The sequence below is a fragment of the Prochlorococcus marinus genome, from assembly GCF_001180245.1.
Taxonomy (GTDB): domain Bacteria; phylum Cyanobacteriota; class Cyanobacteriia; order PCC-6307; family Cyanobiaceae; genus Prochlorococcus_A; species Prochlorococcus_A marinus_F.
In genome coordinates this window covers 1-22583 of sequence record NZ_CVSV01000109.1, presented here as the reverse complement: position 1 = coordinate 22583, position 22583 = coordinate 1, and the positions used below count along the sequence as shown (strand labels likewise).

At 28.7% G+C, this 22583-nt stretch carries 20 protein-coding genes and 1 pseudogene; 6 read left to right on the top strand and 15 right to left on the bottom strand.

Translation table 11 applies throughout. The features are described 5' to 3' along the window. Positions 1 to 45: 45 nt before the first annotated feature. Together rpsR and rpmG are read right to left on the bottom strand one after the other, a co-directional pair. On the bottom strand, positions 46 to 267 hold the full coding sequence (rpsR, locus tag AMO19_RS03635) for a 30S ribosomal protein S18 (protein ID WP_002806014.1): 222 nt from the start codon (positions 265 to 267) through the stop codon (positions 46 to 48). A gap of 17 nt (positions 268 to 284) precedes the next feature. Next, the gene (rpmG, locus tag AMO19_RS03630) at positions 285 to 479 is read right to left on the bottom strand and encodes a 50S ribosomal protein L33 (RefSeq protein WP_002805540.1); all 195 of its coding nucleotides are present in this window, start codon (positions 477 to 479) and stop codon (positions 285 to 287) included. A gap of 101 nt (positions 480 to 580) precedes the next feature. On the opposite strand from rpmG, the gene pheT reads away from it, so the two are divergent. Continuing rightward, positions 581 to 3025, top strand: a complete 2445-nt coding sequence (pheT, locus tag AMO19_RS03625) for a phenylalanine--tRNA ligase subunit beta (RefSeq protein WP_075507367.1) — start codon at positions 581 to 583, stop codon at positions 3023 to 3025. A gap of 105 nt (positions 3026 to 3130) precedes the next feature. Then, a complete protein-coding gene (locus AMO19_RS03620) occupies positions 3131 to 3379 on the top strand; it encodes a hypothetical protein (RefSeq protein WP_025894526.1) in 249 nt (82 codons plus the stop codon). Positions 3380 to 3803: 424 nt separating this feature from the next. Here AMO19_RS03620 and AMO19_RS03615 read toward each other — a convergent pair whose 3' ends face one another. Continuing rightward, positions 3804 to 4814 (bottom strand): molecular chaperone DnaJ, encoded by a 1011-nt coding sequence (locus AMO19_RS03615; RefSeq protein ID WP_075507366.1) that lies wholly within the window; start codon positions 4812 to 4814, stop codon positions 3804 to 3806. Positions 4815 to 4957: 143 nt separating this feature from the next. Here AMO19_RS03615 and AMO19_RS03610 point away from each other — a divergent pair, with 143 nt between their 5' ends. After that, positions 4958 to 5137 carry a hypothetical protein gene (locus AMO19_RS03610; protein WP_075507365.1) on the top strand — a complete coding sequence of 60 codons (180 nt, stop codon included), beginning with the start codon at positions 4958 to 4960 and terminating at the stop codon, positions 5135 to 5137. Positions 5138 to 5140: 3 nt separating this feature from the next. Here AMO19_RS03610 and AMO19_RS03605 read toward each other — a convergent pair whose 3' ends face one another. Both AMO19_RS03605 and AMO19_RS03600 read right to left on the bottom strand, forming a co-directional pair. Further along, on the bottom strand, positions 5141 to 5971 hold the full coding sequence (locus AMO19_RS03605; protein WP_075507364.1) for a DUF4922 domain-containing protein: 831 nt from the start codon (positions 5969 to 5971) through the stop codon (positions 5141 to 5143). A gap of 48 nt (positions 5972 to 6019) precedes the next feature. After that, positions 6020 to 6403, bottom strand: coding sequence for a DUF2237 family protein (locus AMO19_RS03600; RefSeq protein ID WP_075507363.1), 384 nt, complete (start codon positions 6401 to 6403; stop codon positions 6020 to 6022). 99 nt (positions 6404 to 6502) lie between these two features. Here AMO19_RS03600 and AMO19_RS03595 point away from each other — a divergent pair, with 99 nt between their 5' ends. Further along, entirely contained in the window at positions 6503 to 6721 is a 219-nt protein-coding gene (locus tag AMO19_RS03595; RefSeq protein ID WP_025888346.1) for a hypothetical protein, read from the top strand. 9 nt (positions 6722 to 6730) lie between these two features. On the opposite strand, the gene metH is transcribed toward AMO19_RS03595, so the two are convergent. Further along, positions 6731 to 10297 carry a methionine synthase gene (gene metH / locus AMO19_RS03590; protein ID WP_075507362.1) on the bottom strand — a complete coding sequence of 1189 codons (3567 nt, stop codon included), beginning with the start codon at positions 10295 to 10297 and terminating at the stop codon, positions 6731 to 6733. An 18-nt stretch (positions 10298 to 10315) separates the two neighbouring features. Continuing rightward, a complete protein-coding gene (locus AMO19_RS03585; RefSeq protein WP_075507361.1) occupies positions 10316 to 11230 on the bottom strand; it encodes a branched-chain amino acid transaminase in 915 nt (304 codons plus the stop codon). A 72-nt stretch (positions 11231 to 11302) separates the two neighbouring features. On the opposite strand from AMO19_RS03585, the gene cobN reads away from it, so the two are divergent. Beyond that, positions 11303 to 15040, top strand: a complete 3738-nt coding sequence (gene cobN / locus AMO19_RS03580) for a cobaltochelatase subunit CobN (protein WP_075507360.1) — start codon at positions 11303 to 11305, stop codon at positions 15038 to 15040. A gap of 1 nt (position 15041) precedes the next feature. On the opposite strand, the gene AMO19_RS03575 is transcribed toward cobN, so the two are convergent. The 4 genes from AMO19_RS03575 to AMO19_RS03560 all read right to left on the bottom strand — a co-directional run bounded on the left by AMO19_RS03575 (position 15042) and on the right by AMO19_RS03560 (position 18793). Then, entirely contained in the window at positions 15042 to 15689 is a 648-nt protein-coding gene (locus AMO19_RS03575) for a PHP domain-containing protein (RefSeq protein WP_075507359.1), read from the bottom strand. Beyond that, positions 15682 to 16248, bottom strand: a complete 567-nt coding sequence (hemJ, locus tag AMO19_RS03570; protein ID WP_075507358.1) for a protoporphyrinogen oxidase HemJ — start codon at positions 16246 to 16248, stop codon at positions 15682 to 15684. The genes AMO19_RS03575 and hemJ overlap by 8 nt, the downstream gene beginning before the upstream one ends. 88 nt (positions 16249 to 16336) lie before the next feature. Further along, positions 16337 to 18295 carry an excinuclease ABC subunit UvrC gene (uvrC, locus tag AMO19_RS03565; RefSeq protein ID WP_075507357.1) on the bottom strand — a complete coding sequence of 653 codons (1959 nt, stop codon included), beginning with the start codon at positions 18293 to 18295 and terminating at the stop codon, positions 16337 to 16339. 9 nt (positions 18296 to 18304) lie between these two features. Continuing rightward, entirely contained in the window at positions 18305 to 18793 is a 489-nt protein-coding gene (locus tag AMO19_RS03560; RefSeq protein ID WP_075507356.1) for a flavin reductase family protein, read from the bottom strand. Positions 18794 to 18852: 59 nt separating this feature from the next. On the opposite strand from AMO19_RS03560, the gene coaD reads away from it, so the two are divergent. Then, positions 18853 to 19326: a pantetheine-phosphate adenylyltransferase gene (coaD, locus tag AMO19_RS03555; protein ID WP_075507355.1), complete on the top strand. Its 474-nt coding sequence runs from the start codon at positions 18853 to 18855 to the stop codon at positions 19324 to 19326. Between the two features lie 9 nt (positions 19327 to 19335). Here coaD and AMO19_RS03550 read toward each other — a convergent pair whose 3' ends face one another. The 4 genes and pseudogenes from AMO19_RS03550 to AMO19_RS03535 all read right to left on the bottom strand — a co-directional run. Next, positions 19336 to 20553, bottom strand: coding sequence for a D-alanyl-D-alanine carboxypeptidase (locus AMO19_RS03550; RefSeq protein ID WP_075507445.1), 1218 nt, complete (start codon positions 20551 to 20553; stop codon positions 19336 to 19338). 7 nt (positions 20554 to 20560) lie between these two features. Then, positions 20561 to 21187 carry a DUF1995 family protein gene (locus AMO19_RS03545; RefSeq protein WP_075507354.1) on the bottom strand — a complete coding sequence of 209 codons (627 nt, stop codon included), beginning with the start codon at positions 21185 to 21187 and terminating at the stop codon, positions 20561 to 20563. Further along, complete coding sequence (locus AMO19_RS03540; protein WP_075507353.1) at positions 21187 to 22359, bottom strand: cysteine desulfurase family protein; 1173 nt, start codon at positions 22357 to 22359, stop codon at positions 21187 to 21189. The genes AMO19_RS03545 and AMO19_RS03540 overlap by 1 nt, the downstream gene beginning before the upstream one ends. Then, a pseudogene (locus AMO19_RS03535) lies at positions 22359 to 22583 on the bottom strand (diaminopimelate epimerase); the annotation flags it as partial. The gene AMO19_RS03540 and the pseudogene AMO19_RS03535, both read right to left, overlap by 1 nt.

The window sequence follows — 22583 nt, the reverse complement described above, 5'->3', positions numbered from 1 at the left end:
ATATTTGAGATATTAATTATAGTGCCAACTATATTCAATATGAAATTATCCTTCAGGATTTACGAAGGGTAAAAGAGCTACAATTCTGGCTCTCTTAACAGCTAATGTGAGATCTCTTTGTTGCTTAGAGGTTAAACCTGTCATTCTTCTTGGTAGGATTTTGCCCCTCTCAGTTATGAACTTTTTTAGTAGTTCTACATCCTTGTAGTCAATAGGATCTCCCGGTTTGATAGGTGATAATTGTTTTTTAAAAATTGAATTAGGCATGATTTAATTTGATTTGATTACTTAATTTCTTTGTGAATTGTCATTCTGTTTAAATGCGGATTAAACTTTTTTAGTTCTAATCTTTCAGTTGTATTTCTACGATTCTTTTCAGTAGTATATCTTGAGACACCATTTGATCTCTTGGGATCTGTGCTTGTCCTAGCTTCAGTACATTCCAGGGTCACCACAACTCTTGTCCCTTTTTTTGCCATTTTAATTAATACTTTATTGTATAATTTTCTATTGTACATCTTCAACAAACTTTTTTGAAGATATACTCATTTCTTTTATCATCATTGATTAAAAAATATATATGAAAGTTTCTCAAAATTGGTTGAAAAATTTAGTAGAAATTACTTCTACTCCTGAAGATCTCTCTGAGAAATTGTCTATTGGTGGATTTGAAGTTGAATCATTAGAAGATTGTTCAAAAAATGTAAATGGTGTTGTTTTAGGTAAGGTATTATCTGTTTTAAAACATGAAGGATCTGACAAACTTTCAATTTGCCAAGTCGACATTGGTAATTCAAAGAATTTACAAATTATCTGTGGTGCGCAAAATATTAAACCAAATATTTATGTTTATGTTGCTACTGTCGGCGCGAAATTAAATGCAGTTGATTTAACTATTAAAAGAAGTGAAATTAGAGGTGTTATGAGTGAGGGAATGATATGTTCACTGCAGGAAATGGGATTAGAGGACTCCAGCGAAGGGATAGAGATCATTGATGAAGATTTGGCCCAAAAACATGAATTGGGCACAGCAGGGTCTGACTTGCTTCAATTAAATGACTTTATATATGATTTAGCCATTACAGCTAATAGACCCGATGGAATGTCTGTTATTGGGATAGCCCGTGAAATTTCTGCCCTTTTAGAATCCACCTTAAATTTTCCAGAATTAAACCACAAATACAATATTCATTTACTTAAGGGAATTAAACTTTGTCCAGAGGCTATAGAATCTAATTGTATTTATACAATTAGCTGCATTGATGGAGTAAATGGAGATAAATTATCCCCAAATTGGCTAAAAGATCGTATAGAAAAATCTGGTATAAAATCTATTAATCTTCTAGTTGATTTGACAAATTATATTCTTTTAGAACAAGGTCAACCTTTGCATGCGTTTGATAAAGATAAACTGTCAAACTTAATTGGTAAGGAAGTTTCTCCAGAGGATTTCTCTGTAAGAAAAGGCAAGGATAACGAAAGTCTTATTTGCTTAGATGGTAAAGAATATGACTTAAATCACAATATCACAGTTATTACTTGTTGTGATAAACCGGTTGCTATTGCAGGGGTTATAGGCGGTTTAGAGACTTCTGTAAGTAATACTACCTCATCTATTTACCTTGAAGGTGCTGTTTTTAATCCAGTTACTATAAGAAAATCTTCCAAGGCGGTTGGAATAAGAACAGAATCTAGCAGCAGGTATGAAAAAGGGATTTCATCAAAAAATACAATAAGTGCTGTAACAAGAGCAATTAATCTTTTAGAAGAATATTTTTCTATTAATTCACCAATCATCAATACTTCTAATTTAATTAGTAATGAGGATATATTTATTAAACTACGGAGAAATAGAATACATAAAATTCTTGGTCCATTAATTAATAATGACCAATTTGAAAAAAGAAATTTATCTGATAATGAAATAGTTGATAAATTAACACTCATAGGTTGTACTTTAAAGAATAAAGAATATGGCTGGGATGTAGCAGTAATTCCAAATAGATCACATGATTTAACAAGAGAAATAGATTTAATTGAAGAAATAGCTAGATTAATAGGGTATGACAGATTCGACTTAAAACTTCCTAATCCAATTAAGCCTGGAAAATTGTCTTCAGAACAGTTGGCATTGAGAAAAGTAAAAAATGGTTTTATAGAAAATGGTTTTAACGAGGTACTAAGCTACTCTCTTGTTCCTGAAGATGATGAAAAACTTATAAAGATTTCTAATCCTTTGTTATTAGAAACAAGCTGTCTTAGAGATAATATCTGGAAAGAACATTTGGAAATAGTGAACCGTAATATAAAAGCTGGACAAGCAAGTTGTTATATATTTGAAATTGGAAATGTTTTTCAAAAGAAAGCTGAGTTCATTCAAGAAGAAGTTCTAAATGGTGCGATTTATGGAAATAAAAAATTTGGAAAATGGATTAATTCGGGTAAGGATAATGATCTTAATTATTTCCAGGCCAGAGGAAAATTAAAGGAGGCATTATTGTCTTTGAACATAAAAATTGATGATAAGCCTATTGATTCAATTGATTTTCTTCATCCAGGAAGAACAGCAAAATTAGTCATTGAAGGAAAAGATGCAGGTTATTTTGGTGAAATACATCCCAAACTAATATTAGAAAAGAAGTCATTAAAAAAAGTTTATTTATTTAACATAAATGTTTCTAACCTCTTGGGAGCTAGTACAAGAAAAAATAAATGGATTCCAATATATAAGCAATACCCAATTGTTCCGAAAATGGAAAGGGATATAAATTTTGTTTTCAGTAAGAAATTTTTAATTAGCGAAATAACATCACAAATAAGAAAAACAGGAAAAAATCTCTTAGAGGATGTAAATTTAATTGATGTTTTTGAAGATACTAAATTTGGAGAAGATCATATAAGTTATACATTTAGATTATCTTATAGAGATAAAGATAAAACATTACTGGACTCGGACATTACCTCAACACATTCAAACATCATTTCTAATGTTGAAAAATGCTTTAATACAAAATTGAGGAATTAATCGTATTGTTAATCTCATATGAGACTATAAAATAGTCTATAAGTAATTCTCATATAAGATAAATAATAATCCTATAAAAGTAATTAATGTTGTAGGATAAAATTCATGATTAATCTTCTATCTCTACTTCTATCTTCAGTACTTTGGGTACAAGTACCTCAGTGGTCAGATGATTGGTCAAAATGTGCTGTCGACATACCAGATGCATCTTGTCACTGGTATATAACTGCACCAGATAATACTTTTGGCGAAGGATTTGATTGGGCTAGCGCCCCTTGGTTTGATGCTAATGGATTAAGTGATGTACCTAGTATCGACAGACAAACTGCCATTGAAAAGCTCCAGTCTAAGTAGTACTGTCTTTAAGGCAGTACGGCAAGAGGGAAAAAGTAGTTATATCAATGCTTTTTAGGCTTTATTAATTTCTTGGACATTGAAAGGACATAATTTATTGATTTTTTTTATTAAATTTTTAATTTTGGCTATTTATTAAGGAGTTTGGCTCTGATTTATTTAAGTTGATAAATTACTTTTCTTTATTATCTAGTTTAAGACTCTAAACAAGACTTAAAGTAAGTCTCATATAAGAAGTACTATACAATGTAATATTTGTTTTTTAAAAGTAAATTTTTGGTTTAAATTTCATTTATACGTAATTATTATTTCCATAAATTTAAATAGAAATAATTGATGAAAACCAGAAATTTTTATTTTTTCGGCTCTCTTATATGAGACTATCAGTTAGACTTATATATAGTCTTATTTGAGAATTAGTATACTAATTTCTATATAGATTTTTTAGCAATTGATACGCTTCATTTAATTTTCTCATTTGATCTGTTGATCCTCCAGCATCCGGATGCGTCTCTAAGGCTATTGATTTATAGGCCTCCCTAATTTTACGGAACGTATGTGCTGATCCTGGGGATGTTGATAAATTCAATAATTTAAGTGCTACATGTACTGTCATTGTTGAGTCCAAAGTTTCAAACGAGTTTGATCTGTTATTTCGCTTAAATCTACTTACAAACCTTCTTACAAGAGTTGGTATCCTATTAATTAAATCTGATGTAGCAAATGGGTCTTCTAAAACGCCAATCATTAACAACACAATTTCAAGGGATGGATTTTTCTTTATCCAAAATGGACATAATTCAGACATTAATTTATTGGCTGCACTCCACGTAAAGGGTAGATTTTCAGTTCCATCGAGATTTGGCCATATATCCCTTCCAAACCAATCCATCGAAGCTTCTAATACATGATCATTAGGAACTGAACCATATAAGTTTTTCCAATGACTAATTAACTCAATTCGACAATTTATTAATTCAGTTTCTTTAATTGTATTAATTTGAATATCATTAATATTCTCCTTTAATTTTTCACTATTAATACTTCTTCTTAAATTCTTTACTTTTTTTTCAACAAAATTTGGAAGGCTTATGTTTGAGTTGGCTTTTTCTTTATATTTATTGTTATTTGAAACTGTTTTATTCAAAGATATCTCATTAACTTCTTTATTTACCTCTGATTTAACTAATACCAGTGCAGTATCTTCATCAATATTTAATTTTTCATTATTATTATTCTCGTTAAAGTCTATTTCTTGCTGTTGGTTCTTAGGAAGTAAATCATCTTCTTGAAGAAGTTCTTTAAGTATCTTTTCTATTACAGGTCCTCTTGCTCGAAATCCCCACTCTTTTCGTAATTGATCAAACCTAGAAATTAGTTCCTCAGGTAAATCAATTGAAATTCTTTTTGTATTTGAATTTTCTGGAATATTCAATAATATTTTCTTGAATAGTAAGGAATTTATTTAATTTTATTCAAAAAAAAATTAAAGTCCATACGGAATATTGTTTTTAAATTAAAACCAATTTATTTTCATGTCACAAGTCAATTAAGTATCTTTTTATAATAAAAATAAAAATGATCAACTGTTATCTCAAATCATCTAAAGAAAAAAGGAGTTTTTATCAACATAAGAAATTAGAAATGCTCAATTATATTAAGGATTCACTTGAACGTAAAATTGCCTCAGTAACAGCATCTATAGAAGTTCTAGAAAGCCAAATAAGCAGGGATAAGGAAGTTGAAGTAACTAACTAGTATTCAAACAAAACTTTCAAGAAGTTTTTCAGGGCCAAATTTCTTTAAATAATTAATATTTGAATTTTCAGTTACTAATAGATATCCTGCAAACCCTAAACCGTTGATACTGAAACCATGAATATGATCATTTTTTCTTTTTATAATAGCGATCCATTTATTAGTTATTAAAATATTGTAAGGATATATCGGTTTCTTATCACTAACAGGGTCCCCAAGTCCTAATTTCTTGCATAATTCTAAGTAAATTTCAAAAAGACATGATGGATTTTCTAAAAAATTAAATTTGGATAAAATAATATTTTTTTTAAGCTTACTATCTAGATCTTGAGATGAGTTCATCTCTAAAAACCACTTTTCTCTAGGGCATGATACCTCACCTTTAGATCTACGCAGAAGTTGAAAATGCCTGTGTGGTTGACTTGCTCCCGCAATTGGAGAACTATTGAAAAACCATAATCCACTAGTATCTTTATTAACTTGTTGGATCGCTCTCCAATCTTTAATGTCTAACCATCCATTTTGAGGTTTCCATTCATTTGTAATAAGTAAAATATGACCTTTTTGTACAGGGTACTTATTTAATATTAGTTGATGATTATCACCAATTTTATCAATTTCTAGTATCTTTTCCCAAGGACAAAATGGATTTTGCTTAGGACCATAAATTTTTTTTTTATTAAATTTTGAAGTATCGAGTTTCCTAATTATGAAGTCGTCTTTTTCATATAAATCTCTTGTAATAATATCAGTTTTGAGAGGATATAATGATTCACCATCAATTGATAATCGAGTTTGTACTAGTGCTTTTTTCCAATATATTTCTAAACTCATTTAAAAAAATTTATCATTATCATTTTAAAAAAAAAAATAAACTTGTAATTACTTTTTATTAAATTGATATTCTTTCAATTTTTCCAGAGGTACTGATTCCAAGACTACAATATTCGTTGATTCTAATATGACTTTTGGTGCAAGACCGTCTAATAATGCTTGCTTCCACCTATCAAGACAAATACACCAATGATCACCATCCTTTAGTCCTGTGAAGGAATAAATAGGCATAGGAGTTATTAAATCATTACCTTGTGATTTACTATATTTCAGGAAATTATCATCCATTACACAACATATGGAATGATTTCCTCCATCATTTTTGTCATAGTTGCAAAATCCATCCCTGAACCACCCTGTCATAGGTGCGCAACTACAAATCTCAATTTCTTCTCCAAGGACATTTAACTGATTTTGATTATTTGTGGTCATAGTTTTTTTTATTAATAATAAAACACCAACATTTCTTTAAAAAAGGTTGACGAGTATGGGGGGTAAGGAGGTAATAATTCTAATAAGGTTTTTTTCATTATGGATTGGGACTTTACTGAAAACATTGCATTTAAAGCTCTTTATGAAGCTTTTAAAGATAGTGATGAAACTTCCGCTTTAGAATTCTTATCTAGTGATGGTGCTTCATATTATCTTGAGTTAACACAGGATGCCGCGGGTGAGGGACTTGATCTGGGCGATAATGAAACGATGGAAGAACTACAGGAAGAAATTATTGAATATTTAGAAAACAATTAAAAATTTAGCTTAAGCACTGAAATATTTAGCTTTTGAGTGTAGTGAAATGATAGCTGTAGTACTTTGTTCTGGATGAAGTTGTTCAGATTCATCCATGGTCAGGTTTATTCTTTTTGCATCCAATAATGATAATTGTATTGTTGAATCAGATACTTTTGGACATGCAGGATAACCAAAAGAATATCTAGCTCCTCTATATTTTTGAGCAAGTATTTCTCTATTTTTGTCTGGTTCTTCAGACCTAAAACCACATTCAATACGAATTAATGCATGGACATACTCAGCTAGAGCTTCTGCTAATTGCACTGTAAGTCCATGGAATAACAAATAATCGCTATATTTATCTTCTTTAAATAATTTTTGAGAATATTCACTAGCAATATCGCCCATGGTTACTGCCTGCATAGGAAATATATCTATCGGTTTATCATTTTTCAAATCACAATAAAAATCAGCTATGCATAAATTATTCCCAGATTTTTGTCGTGGAAAATCAAATTGGGAAATTTTATTTAATGATTTTTCATCAAATAAGAGAATACTATTATCTTTTCTCCCGCATCTGAAATATCCATAAACTGCTTTGGGTGATATAAGTTTTTTATCTATAATTATCTCTAACCATTTATCTAACAATGGTTTAGCATATGAATCCAAATAGTTATTGTATTCATCTACGCTTTGGTTTTTTCCTTTTTTTATTTGCCATTGCCCGCTAAATAGAGCTTTTCTATCTAAATAAAATATTAACTTATTTAAATCTATATCAATATCGTTCAATACTTTCGTTCCAAAGAAAGGGGCTTGGATTGGATCTTCTTCATTTATAAATTTAGATCTTTTAAAATTTTCTTTTAAATTTAATTTGGAAGTCTCGGTATGTATGGATATTGATTTTTTAACAGCTTGAGAGTTGGATTTTGATGAGGCTAAATTAATATTTATACCATCATTATTAATGAAACCCTCTGTATTTGACCAATTACCCTTTTTCTTATTATCCATATATTCATTCATAAATTTAAGATCAGTGAACGCATCTTTTCCGTACAATATTTTCCCTTTATATATTTTGCTGCAGTCCTCATTTACAAATTTCGGGGTTAAAGCTGCGCCTCCTAATATTACTGGTACACTAATATCTTCATTGTTAAAAGCCTCTAAATTATCTTTCATAAAAGCAGTAGATTTAACAAGTAATCCGCTCATAGCGATGCAATCTGCATTGTGCTTTTTTTGTGCATCTATAATTGCTGAAACATCTTGCTTTATTCCTAGATTTATTACGTCATAACCATTATTTGTAAGTATTATATCTACCAAATTTTTACCAATATCATGTACGTCGCCTTTGACAGTTGCGATTAAGAGTTTTCCATTTGATATGTTTTCATCTACAGTTTCCATATATGGTTCTAAAATTGAAACAGCAAATTTCATTGTTTCAGCGGATTGGAGTACAAATGGCAATTGCATTTGACCTGAGCCAAATAAATCTCCTACAACTTTCATCCCATCTAGTAAAAAGGTATTAATTATTTCAAGAGGTTTATATTTTTTTAACGCTTTTTTTAATTGGTCCTCTAATCCTATTTTTTCTCCATCAATAATATGATTTTTCAGACTTTCTTCAAGAGTTAGGTTTTTATTTTCTGAAGATGCTTTTTTGAAATCTTGAATAGATAAATCTTGAAAAGCCTTTGTTAATTCTACTAATGGATCATAAATGCAAATATCATCTTCAAATTTTCTTTTATCATAAATCAAATCTAAGCAAAGCTTTTTAGTTTCTTCAGAAATTTTTGATAATGGCAAAATTTTATTTGGTGCGATAATAGCAGAATCTAATCCTGCTTTAATGCATTCATCTAAAAATATTGAATTTAGATTAATTCTTGATAATGGTGAAAGACCAAAACTAATGTTTGATATCCCAAGTATGATATGAATATTTGGGAAATTTTCACGAATTTTTAATATAGCACTAATGGTTTCTTTAGCGTTTAATCTATCTTCTTCTATCCCTGTAGATATTGGCAGAGCTAATGGATCAAAAAATAGCTCATAATCTGACAAACCACATTCCCTTGTTCTATTAATCGCTCGTTTGACAATCTTATATTTTTTTTCTGAATTCCTTGCCATTCCATCTTCATCAATTGTTCCGATAACAAGGCCTGAACCATACCCTAAGGCTAAATTTAGAACTTGATCAAACCTTTCATTGCCATCTTCGTAATTTGTTGAATTTATAATACATTTACCACCAGCTGACTTTAATCCACTTTCCATTTTGTCAGCATCTGTAGAGTCAATCATTAATGGTAAATTTATATTGGTAACTAGTCTTGAAGTTATTTCTTTCATATCTTTCACTCCGTCTCTGCCTACATAATCCACATTTACATCAAGAACGTGAGCATTTTCTTTTTGTTGTTGCTTGGCAATTGCAACTAATCCGTCCCAATCGTCGTTATTTAATAACTCCCTTACCTTCTTAGATCCACTTGCATTTAATCTTTCTCCTACTATCAAAATTGAATTGTCTTGTTTATATGGCACAGAGTTATATATTGATGAGGCAGATGGAATAAAACCGCTTGAATTTTTCTTACTATTGTTATTAGTCCTTTCATTACCAATAATTTCATCGATTATTGAAGACAAGTATTTTATATGTTCAGGTGTTGTCCCACAACATCCACCTATTAATTGAACATTAAAGTCATATATAAAATTCATTAACTGCATCTTTAATTCTATTGGCTTTAATCTATAGTGAGCTATACCACCAATATTTTCAGGAAGACCTGCATTGGGAATACAGCTTATAGCAAATGGAGAATTTTCAGACAAATATTTAATATGTTCCTTCATTTGCTCAGGACCAGTTGCACAATTAAGTCCAAGGATATCTAAATTAAATGGCTCTAATATTGTTAATGCAGAAGCAATATCAGATCCAACTAGCATAGTACCTGTTGTTTCCATTGTTATAGATACCATTAAAGGTATATCAATATTTTTACTTTCAAGAATTTCTTTTGATGCTAATAAGGCAGATTTAATTTGTAAAACATCCTGACAAGTTTCAATCAAGAGAAGATCAACTCCTCCATCTATAAGACCATAAATTTGTTCTTTATATGATTGCTTTAATTCATCAAAATCTATATGTCCTAAGGTGGGTAATTTAGTTGTTGGCCCAATTGAACCTGCAACAAACCTTGGTTTATCAACTGATGAGTATTTGGCAGCTGCTTTTTTTGCTATAAATGCCGCATTTTTATTTATCTCATAAGCCTTATCAGCAATATCATATTCATCAAGAACTATTGATGAGGCTCCAAATGTATTAGTTTCTATAACATGACAACCTGCTTCTAAAAATGAATTATGAACCTTCTCAACTACCTCTGGCGATGATAAAACAAGGTTTTCATTACATCCCTCTAATTCTTTTCCTCCAAAGTCATCTGCAGTAAGATTTAAGTTCTGAAATGATGTTCCAGTACCTCCGTCAAAAATAATTAATGGTTTTTCATCTCTATTTAGGTAGGTTCTGAAAGATTCCATTTTTAGGTAAAAATTAATTTATTTTAGTGAAATTCTTGTTACCCAATTATCATAGTCTTGAGAACGACCTTCTGTTATTTCTATAAGCTTACTTTTTAATTTATTCATTAATGGTCTTTCAACATTTAATTCAGTTGATTCAATTTTTTTAACTGGTGTAATTTTTGCTGCTGTACCAGTTAGAAAAACTTCATCTGCTATTAATAATTCTGTTTTATCAACAGGCCTCTCAATAACATTTATTCCAAATGATTTTGCTAATTCAATTACACTAGCTCTAGTAATCCCCTCAAGGATATCTTGATCAACACCAGGAGTGATTAAGTCTCCATTCCTTACAATAAATAAATTCATACCACTAGCTTCGCTTACCTTACCACTTGAATTTAATAGCAGGGCTTCATCAAAACCCGATAAACTAGCTTCTGTTTTGGCTAATGAACTAGTAATATATGCTCCACTTATTTTTCCTCTTAAGGGGAGAGATCTATCTTCTTGTCTTGTCCAACTGCTCATTCTACAAGAAACACCATCTGGGGATAGATAATCTCCTAGTTCAATACAATAAATAAAGAAATCTGTTTCAATATTGTGTAACCTTGGCGCTATACCTAAATCGCTTGTATATACAAATGGTCTTATATAAATAGGTTTTTCTGGCTTGTTTCTTTTTATAACTTCTTCTAAGGCTTTAAAAATATATTCTTCAGAAATTTCAGTTAAGAGTAATTTTGCACTTTGAGATAATCTTTTTATATGTTTATCAGTTCTAAACAAAAGGAATTCTTCTTTGTTTGTTGGGTTAGGTATCGCTCGCATTCCTCCAAATGCAGCAGTACCGTAATGTAGTGCATGAGTAGCTATTGATATTTTTGCTTCTTTAAATGGAATACATTTACCTTCGAACCAGGCGTATGGAAGAAATTCATGCATATTTAATTTATTTAATTAAGGTAAAATTGTTTTATCCTACTTACGTATTCTAAACCTTATTTATATATAAAAATGCATAGGATATTAAATATAGCAGGAAATGAAAAGAATAAGGATGATTTAATTGAGCAACCAGCTGCAGATTTTATTTTTATAACAAGTGTCAAGGCTGATTTAAATCTTGTATCAAACTTATTGTTAGAAAAAGAATTTGCTTCATTAAAAAATAATATAAGAGCTTTAGAAATTTCTAATTTAAATTCATCAGCTAAAATAGATAATTATTTATTAAAAACAATAAATTATGCAAAAGTAGTCGTAGTTAGAATATTTGGAGATAAAGGTACATGGAATTATGGAATTGAACAACTTTTAAATTGGCAAGCAGTTAATAAAAAAAGGAAGTTAGTAATCCTATCAGGTACCATTGATCAGGAAATTTCCTTATGTGAGATAAGTAATATAGATAAAAATATTGCATTAAATATATCTAGATTACTAAGATCTGGAGGAATGGATAATTATAGAAAGTTTCTTAATTGTTTAAATTATTTAGTTGTAGATGAAAAATTAATTCCTGATGATTTTTTGAATATTACTTTTTATGCAGATCCCTATTTATATGATTGGAAAAATGAAAAAGGCGAAAAGATAGGAATAATATCCTATAAATCACTTTTTTTGGCTAATGAAATTGAAGTAAACGAAAAACTTAACTTGCAATTAAGAAAACACGGATTATCTCCTAAAACATTTTTTATTTCAACACTAAAAGATCATATTATTCAGAAGAAATTAATAGACATTTTTAAAAAAGAAGATATTAAACTAATAATTACCACAACTTCATTTTCTTCATCTCAAATCAAAAATAACGATTTAATTGAAAATTCAACGAATATTTTTACTTCTCTTAAAATTCCAATTTTACAACTTCTTTCTTCTAATAGATCAAGAAAAAAGTGGTTAAATTCTTCTGTTGGAATGAATTCATCTGATTTATTAATGCAAATAATTATTCCCGAATTTGATGGAAGAATTACCACCTGTCCTTCAGCATTTAAAGAAATAATTTCTAGGAAAAATACACTCTACAGTGAAATAACTAGTTACAAAGCTGATCAAGTAGGTATCAAATGGATTTCAAAATTTGCAACAAATTATGTGAAACTTCAGAAACTTAATAATTTTGATAAGAGAATTTGTTTAGTAATAAGTAATTATCCAGTAAAGAATGGAAGAATCGGTAATGGCGTTGGTCTAAATACACCATCTTCAATAATAAATATTCTTAATTGGTTAAAAGAAGAAGGTTATGACCTTGGATCTTGTGATTATCCTCAAGATTCTTCGGAATTAATGTCAATGCTTATAAAAACTAGAACTAATGATATTGAATCTCAAAATAATAAGCCATTAGATTACTTACCACTTAGTGAATATTTAAAATATTGGAATTATTTAGAACTTGATCCCAAAAATATTATTGTTAGTCGTTGGGGTAAACCATCTGATGCGATCGATCTAGATAATAAAGGCTTCTCAATAAATGGTATTAGATTTGGAAAAATAACATTGTTGATTCAACCTCAAAGAGGTTATGACGCTTTCACTGATAGAGATATTCATTCTCCCGATCTTCCACCTCCCCATAGATATTTAGCACAATATTTTTGGATTGAAAAAGTTTTTAATGCAAATGCTATGTGCCATATTGGAAAACATGGGACTGTTGAATGGTTACCTGGTAAATCTATAGGTCTCAGCAATAAATGTTTTCCAAATATTATTTGTCCAGCAATACCAAACATATATCCCTTTATCGTAAATGATCCTGGAGAAGGATCCCAAGCTAAAAGAAGAACTGCTGCAACAATTATTGATCATTTAACCCCTCCTTTGGATAGGTCTGAATTATATGGAAAATATTCAATATTAGAAAATTATTTAGACGAATATTTTGAAGCAAAATTATTAAATTCTTATCGTATTGCAATAATAGAAAAATCCATTTTTGAATTAATTAAAAAAGATTTTCGCGAAATTACTTTAAAGAATAAAAATAATCAATTAGAAGAAATTGATTCCTTTCTTTGCAAAATTAAAGAATCTCAAATTAGGACAGGTTTGCATATTTTTGGTAAAAGGCAGAATGAGATAAATGAAATAAATTTATTCTTGTGTATTGCTAGAGTACCAAATTCCAACCGAATTGGTGTTATTCAATATATAGCAAAACATTTAAAACTAGATTTGAATCCTTGGACAAATCAATATGATCAAATGTTAAGTGAAAAGGATAAAAAAATATTATTTACTTTTTCCAAGAAAAACATTTTAAACTTTAGAATGGCTATTGATTTTTTGGAACAACAAGCAAAGTATTTAATATATTTGTTTTTTTACAAAAAGAATACCAATATAAAAAATCTAGAAAAATATAAAAATCAAAAAATAATAGACTATTTCTTTAATGAAAAAAAACATAATAAGTATTTTTTATTATTAAAAAAAGAGATTCTATATCCAATCATTAATTCTTCATATAATGAGAAATTATCATTTATTAATTCATTAAATGGACAATATGTAAAAAGTGGTCCATCTGGAGCCCCTACTAGAGGTAAAACTGAAACTTTACCCACTGGTAAAAATTTCTTTTCAGTTGATTCGAGAGGACTTCCAACTGAATCAGCATGGAGTGTTGGTTGTCAGTCCGCATTACAAATACTTGATTTATACAAACAAGATAATGGAGAAGATTTAAAAAATATAGCAATATCTGTATGGGCTACATCCACAATGAGAAATGGTGGTGAAGACATTTGTCAAATACTATATTTATTAGGAGTACAGCCTATTTGGGATGGGCCTTCAAGAAGAGTAGTTGATCTAGAAATCATTCCTTTATCTGTTCTCGAAAGACCAAGGGTTGATGTTACTTTAAGGATTTCGGGAATGTTTAGAGATGCGTTTCCACAGTTAGTAAAATTAACTTCTAAAGCAATAAATCTTGTTTCTGTTCTTAATGAGGATGATAAATTTAACCCTCTTGCTGGGGCAGCAAGGGATGGGGATTCAATTAATCGTATATTTGGGTCAGCTCCAGGTTCATATGGAGCTGGTCTGCAAGAACTAATTTCTAATTCTAATTGGGAAAATATTGATGATTTTGGAGAATCTTTTCTTAATTGGAGTAAGTGGATTTACAATGATAATCTTGAGCCTATAGAGGATAAAAAATCATTAGAAAATGCTCTTAAAAATGTGCAGTTAGTTGTTCATAACCAAGATAATAAGGAACATGATATTTTAGATTCTGATGATTATTATCAGTTTCAGGGTGGATTATCTTCAGCAGTAAAAAAATTGAGCGGTAAATTTCCTCAAATGTATCATGGTGATTTATCAAAATTTGGATTATCCAAAATTTCGAAATTACAAGATGAAATTAATAAAGTTGTAATATCAAGAATACTTAACCCTAAATGGATAAATGGAATGAAGGATAATGGTTATAAAGGAGCGTTTGAATTTTCAGCTACACTAGATTACTTATATGCTTTTGATGCTTCTACTGAAGTAGTCTCAGATTGGTGTTATGAGGAAGTTTATAAATCATGGTTATGTGATCTGGATCTTAGGAATTTCTTTCTAGAGAATAATCCATGGGCTTTAAGAGATATTGCACAAAGATTTCTTGAAATTGTCAATAGAAAAATGTGGAATAATTGTTCATCAGATGTCATTGAAAATTTAAAGAACATAATTATTAATACTGATTCAATAATTGAAAAAAACGAATTCTGAATTATCTACCTAATAGAGAAAGTCCATGACTATCTGTTCCGCATGTTTTTAGCATTGAGTATTTATCTGCTAATTTATCTATTTCTGAACATACAAATAAACTAGGATTCCATACTTCATTAAGTTCATAATCGTACCAAACCTCTATTCCATCAATACCTTGTATTTTGGCCTCTGGAATTAATTTATAAAAGGGAATCCTGTATCTCGCTGGATGTGCAAGAAATGATAAACCACCGGCTAAATTTATTGCTTTTATAACTGATTTAATATTTAAATCATTACCTATTGGAGACTCTCCAAGGATGTAGGGATGTAGGTATTTACTTTTTATATCTATGCCCAATCCAATTACATGTACTAAACATCCTAAAATCAAACAATTAATTTCTATTCCCGAAATTAATGTAAAAGAATCTTTAGGATAATTTTTGAGTATATTATTTTTTTTTATATGTTCATGAGCTTTAATTGTATGATGATCGGTTATTGATAAAAATTTTAAGTTATTTTTATAAGCTTGTTCTAAAAGTTCATATGGTTCTAAACTTCCATCACTAAATGTTGTATGACAATGAAAATTAATATTTTTAGGACAACTATTTTTATTAATATTGGAAGTTAATTTTACTAAGTCTTCCCTATTCATTACTTAATGAATTCTCATTTTTCTTTCTAATCTTTGCATATAATTGTATTGAAGCCAACATGAAAATAATTAGTCCAACTATGCTCCATGTAGCAACACTAGTTGGAAAATTATTTTTAAAAATAACTAAAAGTACAATTATAAATAATAATAAAGTAGGCAATTCATTTAATAATCTAAGGTTTTTTGCTGAAATGGTTGAAGTACCATTTTGTAATGAATACATAATTTTATAACAATAAGAATGATAAATTACTAATCCCAAAACAAAAGAAATTTTAATTTGCAACCACTTCTCACTTAACCAACTTGGTTGCATAATAACCATGCAAATAGCCATACTTAAAGCTAATATCATGCCAGGTGTTGTGATTATATTCGCCAGCCTTTTTTCCATCAATGTGTATTGTTTATTAAAGGCAATTTTTAATTCATTATCCATATTTTTAGATTCTTCATGATATATAAAAAGTCTTACTAAATAAAAAAGTCCCGCAAACCAAACGATTACACCAATAATGTGAAGTGATTTAAACCAGAGGTATGCTTCAGCTGCCAAATTACTAGATTAATTTAAAAATATATATTTTTAATATAGTTATATTTAACAATATCAAGAAATCTATTTTTCAAAAATTAATTAATATTTATAACTCGTTAAAATATTCATATATATCATTTACTGAATTTTTTCCAAGTCCTTTAACTTTTGATAAATCCTCTTTACTAGCTATTCTTATCGCGTCTATAGATTTAAAATGCTCAAGCAATTCTCTTATTCTTGATGGTCCTAATCCACTGATTTGGGACAATTGAGATCTATTCATTCTTTTAGATCTCTTGTCTCTATGAAAAGATAATGCAAATCTATGTGCTTCATCTCTTACCCTTCTTAATAGAAGAACCCCTTTTTGATTTTCATAAGTATCAAGAGACTTAGTAAATCCTGGAATAAATATTTCTTCATTTTTTTTTGCCAATGAACATATAGTTACTTCTTCCTCAAGATTTAATTCTTTTAATGCTTTAATAGCTGCATTTAACTGTCCTTTTCCTCCATCAATCATTATTAAATCAGGCCAATCTGATAGAAGTTCATTGTCTAATTTACTATTGGTTTTATCATTTAATATTGAAAAATCACCTCCGTTTTTTTTAAATCTTGACCATTTTTTAAACCTTCTATGTATTACTTCATATATCGAAGCAAAATCATCACTATGTCCTATAAAAACGTTTGGATCTTTAATTTTATATTTCCTATAATGCTGTTTAGAAGGAATCCCATCAATAAAAACGACTTGTGATGCTACAGGGTCACTACCTTGAATATGGCTTATATCATAACCTTCAATTCTTTTAGGTTGTTCGCTTAATTCAAGTATTTGGGCAAGATCCTCAATTGATGATTCATTATCTTGTATCCCGTTTATTATTCTATCTAATTCCAATTTTGCATTTTTTAAAACCATTTCTACAGTTTCATGTTTTTTATTTCTTTTTGGGATTAGGATTTTTACTTTCTTTTTTCTTAGTTCCGTTAACCAATCCTCTATGGTTGCTTGTTTTGGAAGGTTATATTGAATAAGAATTTCTGATGGTATTTCTACAGGTTCAACATTCATATAATGCTCTTCTAATATCTTTTGTAAAATTAGATTTTCATCTTCATTATTTAATTTTTGACTATAGCCAATTCTCCCAATGAGCTTACCAGATCTCATTTGGAAAATTTGTATACTAGCTACATTTTTTTCTGAAACTATTCCAAAGATATCTCTATTAATTGAAGAATCTGGTATTGATATTTTTTGTGATTCAGTTAATAATTTTAAACCTGAAATTTGGTCCCTTATTTTTGCTGCATTCTCATAATCTAAATCATTTGAGAATTGCAGCATTTTTTTTTGTAAAAATATTTCTAAGTCATCATTTCTTCCCTGAAATATCATAGATACTTGTTTCATTATTTTTTTATAATCGTCAGATGATATAACTTCTTGGCATACACCTGGACATCTTCCTATTGAATAATTCAAACAAGTTCTATCTTTATAGACTGGCCTTGGTCTTTGTCTAAGTGGAAATATTTTTTTTATCGTAAATAATGTTCTCCTTAATAATCCGACATCAACATAAGGTCCATAATATCTATCTAAATTATTTCTATTTCTTCTTCTTCTTGTAATAAATATTCGAGGATATTTTTCACTCCAAGTTATACAAAGATATGGATATTTCTTATCATCCTTTAAAAGAATATTAAAATATGGTTTGTTTGCTTTAATTAAATTTGACTCTAAATTTAATGCTTCATATTCGCTATCTGTGACTATTATTTCTATTTCAGTTATTTGACGAACCATCAAACTTAATCGGGGAGTTAAATCTGAATAATTATTGAAATAACTACTTACTCTACTGCGTAGTTTTTTAGATTTACCGATATAAAGTAAGTTATTATCAATATCTTTAAAAAGATAACAACCAGATGACTTTGGAATTTCGGATAATCTTGATTTTAATAATTCCTTATTATTAATTAATTTATATTCAATTTTAAAATTATATTTGTTATTTATTTTTTCGATAGAGGGATTACTCATTTATAATGATTAACCTCCATAATTCCAGCCAGTTGAAGATAAATTTAGTGAGTCAACATCATTATTCAGATAAGCAGATTGAACCTCTCCTACAAAAACGGTATGGTCTCCATGCATAACACTTCCAACGACATTACATTCAACACCACCAACACTATCAACTAAAATAGGCAATCCAAGCTCACCTAAATTAAATTCAACAGATTCAAATCTACCTCCTAATGCTTTTTGAGGTTTAAAGAAAACAGCTGCTAGATCCTTTTGATCACTTTTGAGCACATTTAATGAGAACTTATTGGTTGACTTTATTATTTCATGACTAGAACCCTCTGCTCTAACAGCCATTACAACTAATGGTGGGGTGAAAGAACCTTGAGTCACCCAACTTGCAGTAAATCCATTCACTTCATTTTTATCCTCGTCTCTAACGCCACAAATAAATAATCCGTGAGGTATTTTTCTTAATAAGACTTTTTTTGCTTCTAGATTTAATGTCATAATTGATTTAACTAATAATCTTATTTTAACTAAATTTCTTATTCGATCATAATAAATTCATGAAAATTCTTTATCCAGGTACATTTGATCCTTTAACAAATGGGCATCTTGATTTAATAGAAAGGACTGAAAAAATATTTGGCAATTTAGTAGTTGCTGTTTTAGAAAATACCTCTAAAACACCAACATTTAATCTTGAAAGAAGAATAATACAAATAAAAAATTCTCTTTCTCATTTACCTAATATTGAAGTTATTTCTTATTCTGGCCTAACTGTTGATTGTGCAAATGATCTAAAAGCTAATCTTATTCTTAGAGGCTTAAGAGCAATGAGTGATTTTGAGTATGAACTTCAGATTGCTCATACAAATAAATCTCTTAATAATGATATTGAAACTATATTTTTATCGACAAATACAAATTATAGTTTTCTTAGTAGTTCTTTAGTAAAAGAAGTTGCAAAATTTGGTGGAGAAATTAATCACATGGTACCCCCCTCTGTTGAGAGGGATTTAAAAGAATATTTTAAATAATATTTTTTTTTAACAGGATTTCAAGTAATAAAGATCAACTAATAATTTAAAAGCTTTTTCTTTATCAATTTTATTAGAATTTTGGATAATGCTTATAATTATTGCCTTGTCATTTTTATATAAATAGCCAGATAATGCAAAGACATTTGAAAGAGTCCCAGTTTTGCCAAAAAACTTTCCAGACAATTCACTATTTACAAATCTTTTAGCTAACGTTCCCCTCACTCCCGTAATTGAAAGTGTAGATTGATAAGCTTTAAAATCATTAAAATATCTCATTTTATCTAAAAACGATACAACTAACTTTGTTGTAATTTTATTATTTCGAGACAATCCACTAGCATCTGCAAAGTATGCATTAGTTGCTGGGAGACCTTTATTTTCAAGCCATCTTTTCAATTTTATATAGTTATTATCGTTCCATGTATTTGAGGCATTTTTAAAAAGAGATTCAGCCGTAAAATTGTGGCTTTCAGAATTTGTTAGAGTTAATAATGAAAGAATTGGAGTTGAATATACTTTATTTATCTCTTTAATATTTTTTAAATAAAAAGTTTTTTCTGAATCAAAAAAATCTATATTAATTTTTGAATTTGGAAATTTATTTTTTAAATAATTTTTAATAAAATTTTTTAATGCATAAATATCATCATATTTATTGTGATTACTTTCTATTGCAAGAGATGTAATTGGAGATCCATATTCGTAAAGTTTATCAGTATTTGTCCAACCATTAGGCCAATATAATTTTGAATCAATTTCTACAATATTAAAGTTAATAATTTTATTTTCTTTAACATTTGAAATTAGTTCGATTATATGTTCATAATTAAGATCTGGATCACCTTGACCATGTAAATAATAATCGTTTTTATTTTTAAATAAGGAAGTTTTTAAATTATTATTTAATTTATATTTACTTAAAACATAAGCTGATGAGAATAATTTTTGGTTAGATGCTGGTAACCTTGGAACATCCTCATTGTAGGAACTTATTATTTCCCCTTTATTATTAATAATTGATACACTAAATGAATCATCAAGCGTTTGATTCAATAAAGCATCATAAGTAGGACATATTTTGTTTTTAGTGATTATTCCCGGGAAATTAAAATAAATACTATTTAAAATAGTTATTTTCTGTTTTGCTAGTAAATATCTTATTAAGAAAGGAGATGTTACTAATACAAGAACAATAAAAAAAAATGAATATATTTTTTTTATCACATTCAATCTATAAATTTACAAAAATAGATTCATTGTCGGGTTTAATTTCAAATTCTTTTTTAAAAAAATATCTTTTATTTTCTTCTTTGAAAAGCAACCAGTTATTTGGATAAATATGCATAAGAGCAGCTTTATTTAAAGGCTGCAGAAAATAAATATTTTTCCATGTTTTGACAAAGTTTTTACGTCGCTCTCTAATAACACTTCCTATACCAATATTGGCATCTTCAAATTTTGGATTTAATGAATAATGCGTACCTTGATAATTATCAGACATTGGTTCAAATAAATCGAAATCATATGGCTGAGGTAGTATCGATATCATTGCACTATCAATATTATTTATATTATTAGATTCATTAAATGATTTAAAAGTAAAGATTTTATCTTTGATATCTGGATAGTCTCTTTGAGCCAAAGCCACAGCACCTTGATCAGCAAATGTTATGAATACATTATTATTTTTAGACAATATCTTGTAGATAGTTATTCCAATTCTGTTAAACTTCAACCCTTCAAAATTAAATTCTATAGTAAATCTTTTATTTGAATCTAATAAACTTGGAATAATTGCATCCTCCATATTCTTAAGAGATTCATTTAAATCTTTAGGTAGTCTGTAATTGGTTTCCATTAAAATTTGTCAATACATATTTGAATAAGTTCTAAAAATTTATCTATTTCTGACTTATTGTTTATTGAACCTAAAGTAACACGAATATTTGAATATAGTTCATCATCTTTTAAACCAATATTTTTAAGTGTTGAGCTAGGTTTCCCAGATGAGCTTGAACAAGCACTTCCACTACTTATGGCTATTTTATTTTCTGACATGAAATTAACAATCTTATAAGCCCTTATAGGGTTAAATCGTTTGTTTAATAGTAGAAAAGAAATATGACTTGGAAGTCTATGGTTAATACTACCCGTAATCTTTATATGATTATTATCTTTAATTTTTTGAAAAAAATAATTTTTAAGTTTATTAATATTATTAGAAGGGAATTCAGTTATGTAATCATGTAATTTAATTTTTCCTTCAATATTCTTTAATGATTCATACATTCCAGCGATTAATGGCAAAGCTTGTGTACCTTGTCTAATTGAAAATTCCTGAGTAAGTGATATGTCAGTATTTTTTAAAATTTGTCTAGACTTTTCTTTTGTTAAAAGAATACCGATCCCTTTTGGACCTCCAAATTTATGAGCAGATAAACTTAAAAAATCACATTTAAGATCTTTCCAACTGAATATTCCATTACTTAATATTTGAGTACCATCTAAATGAAACATTATATTTAATTCTTCACATTTGGAACCAATAAATTGGACAGGTTGTATTGTCCCTATTTCACTTTGTCCCCAAATAATTGATACAAGCTTAGTATTATTGCTTAAAATGTTTTCGATATTAGAAATATTTAAAATTCCATCATTATTTACCATCCATTCGTAAATATCCCAATTTTGTTTTCTTAGTTTATTAGCACAAATAGTTGTAGCTTGATGTTCCACATTTGAAATAACAGCCCTACCATTTTTAAAGTTCTCATAAATATTATTAAATACTATATTTGTCGATTCCGAAGAACCAGATGTAAAAATTATATCCTCCGGATCTGCTTCAAATTTATAAGCAATTTTTGATCTAATTTTTTCAAGATATGTAGAGCATTTTATCCCTAGCTCATATGTAGATGAAGGGTTATGCCAATAATTCCTATAAGTTGAATTAATTATATTTAAAACATTCTCAGATAATGGAGTTGTGGATGCATTATCTAAATAGATAAAATTATTTTCCATTAATTTACTAACATTGATCCTGAAAAAACCTTTTTAGCATTACCTGTCATCATTACTTCACAATCGTCTTTTGACCAATCAATTTTAAGATTACCTCCTGGTAAGGTTACAATGGTTTGTGAATTACAAAGGCCTAATTTATAAGCTGCCACATGGATAGCACAGGCACCGGTTCCACAAGCTAAGGTTGGTCCTGCACCCCTTTCCCATACTTTTACTTTGAT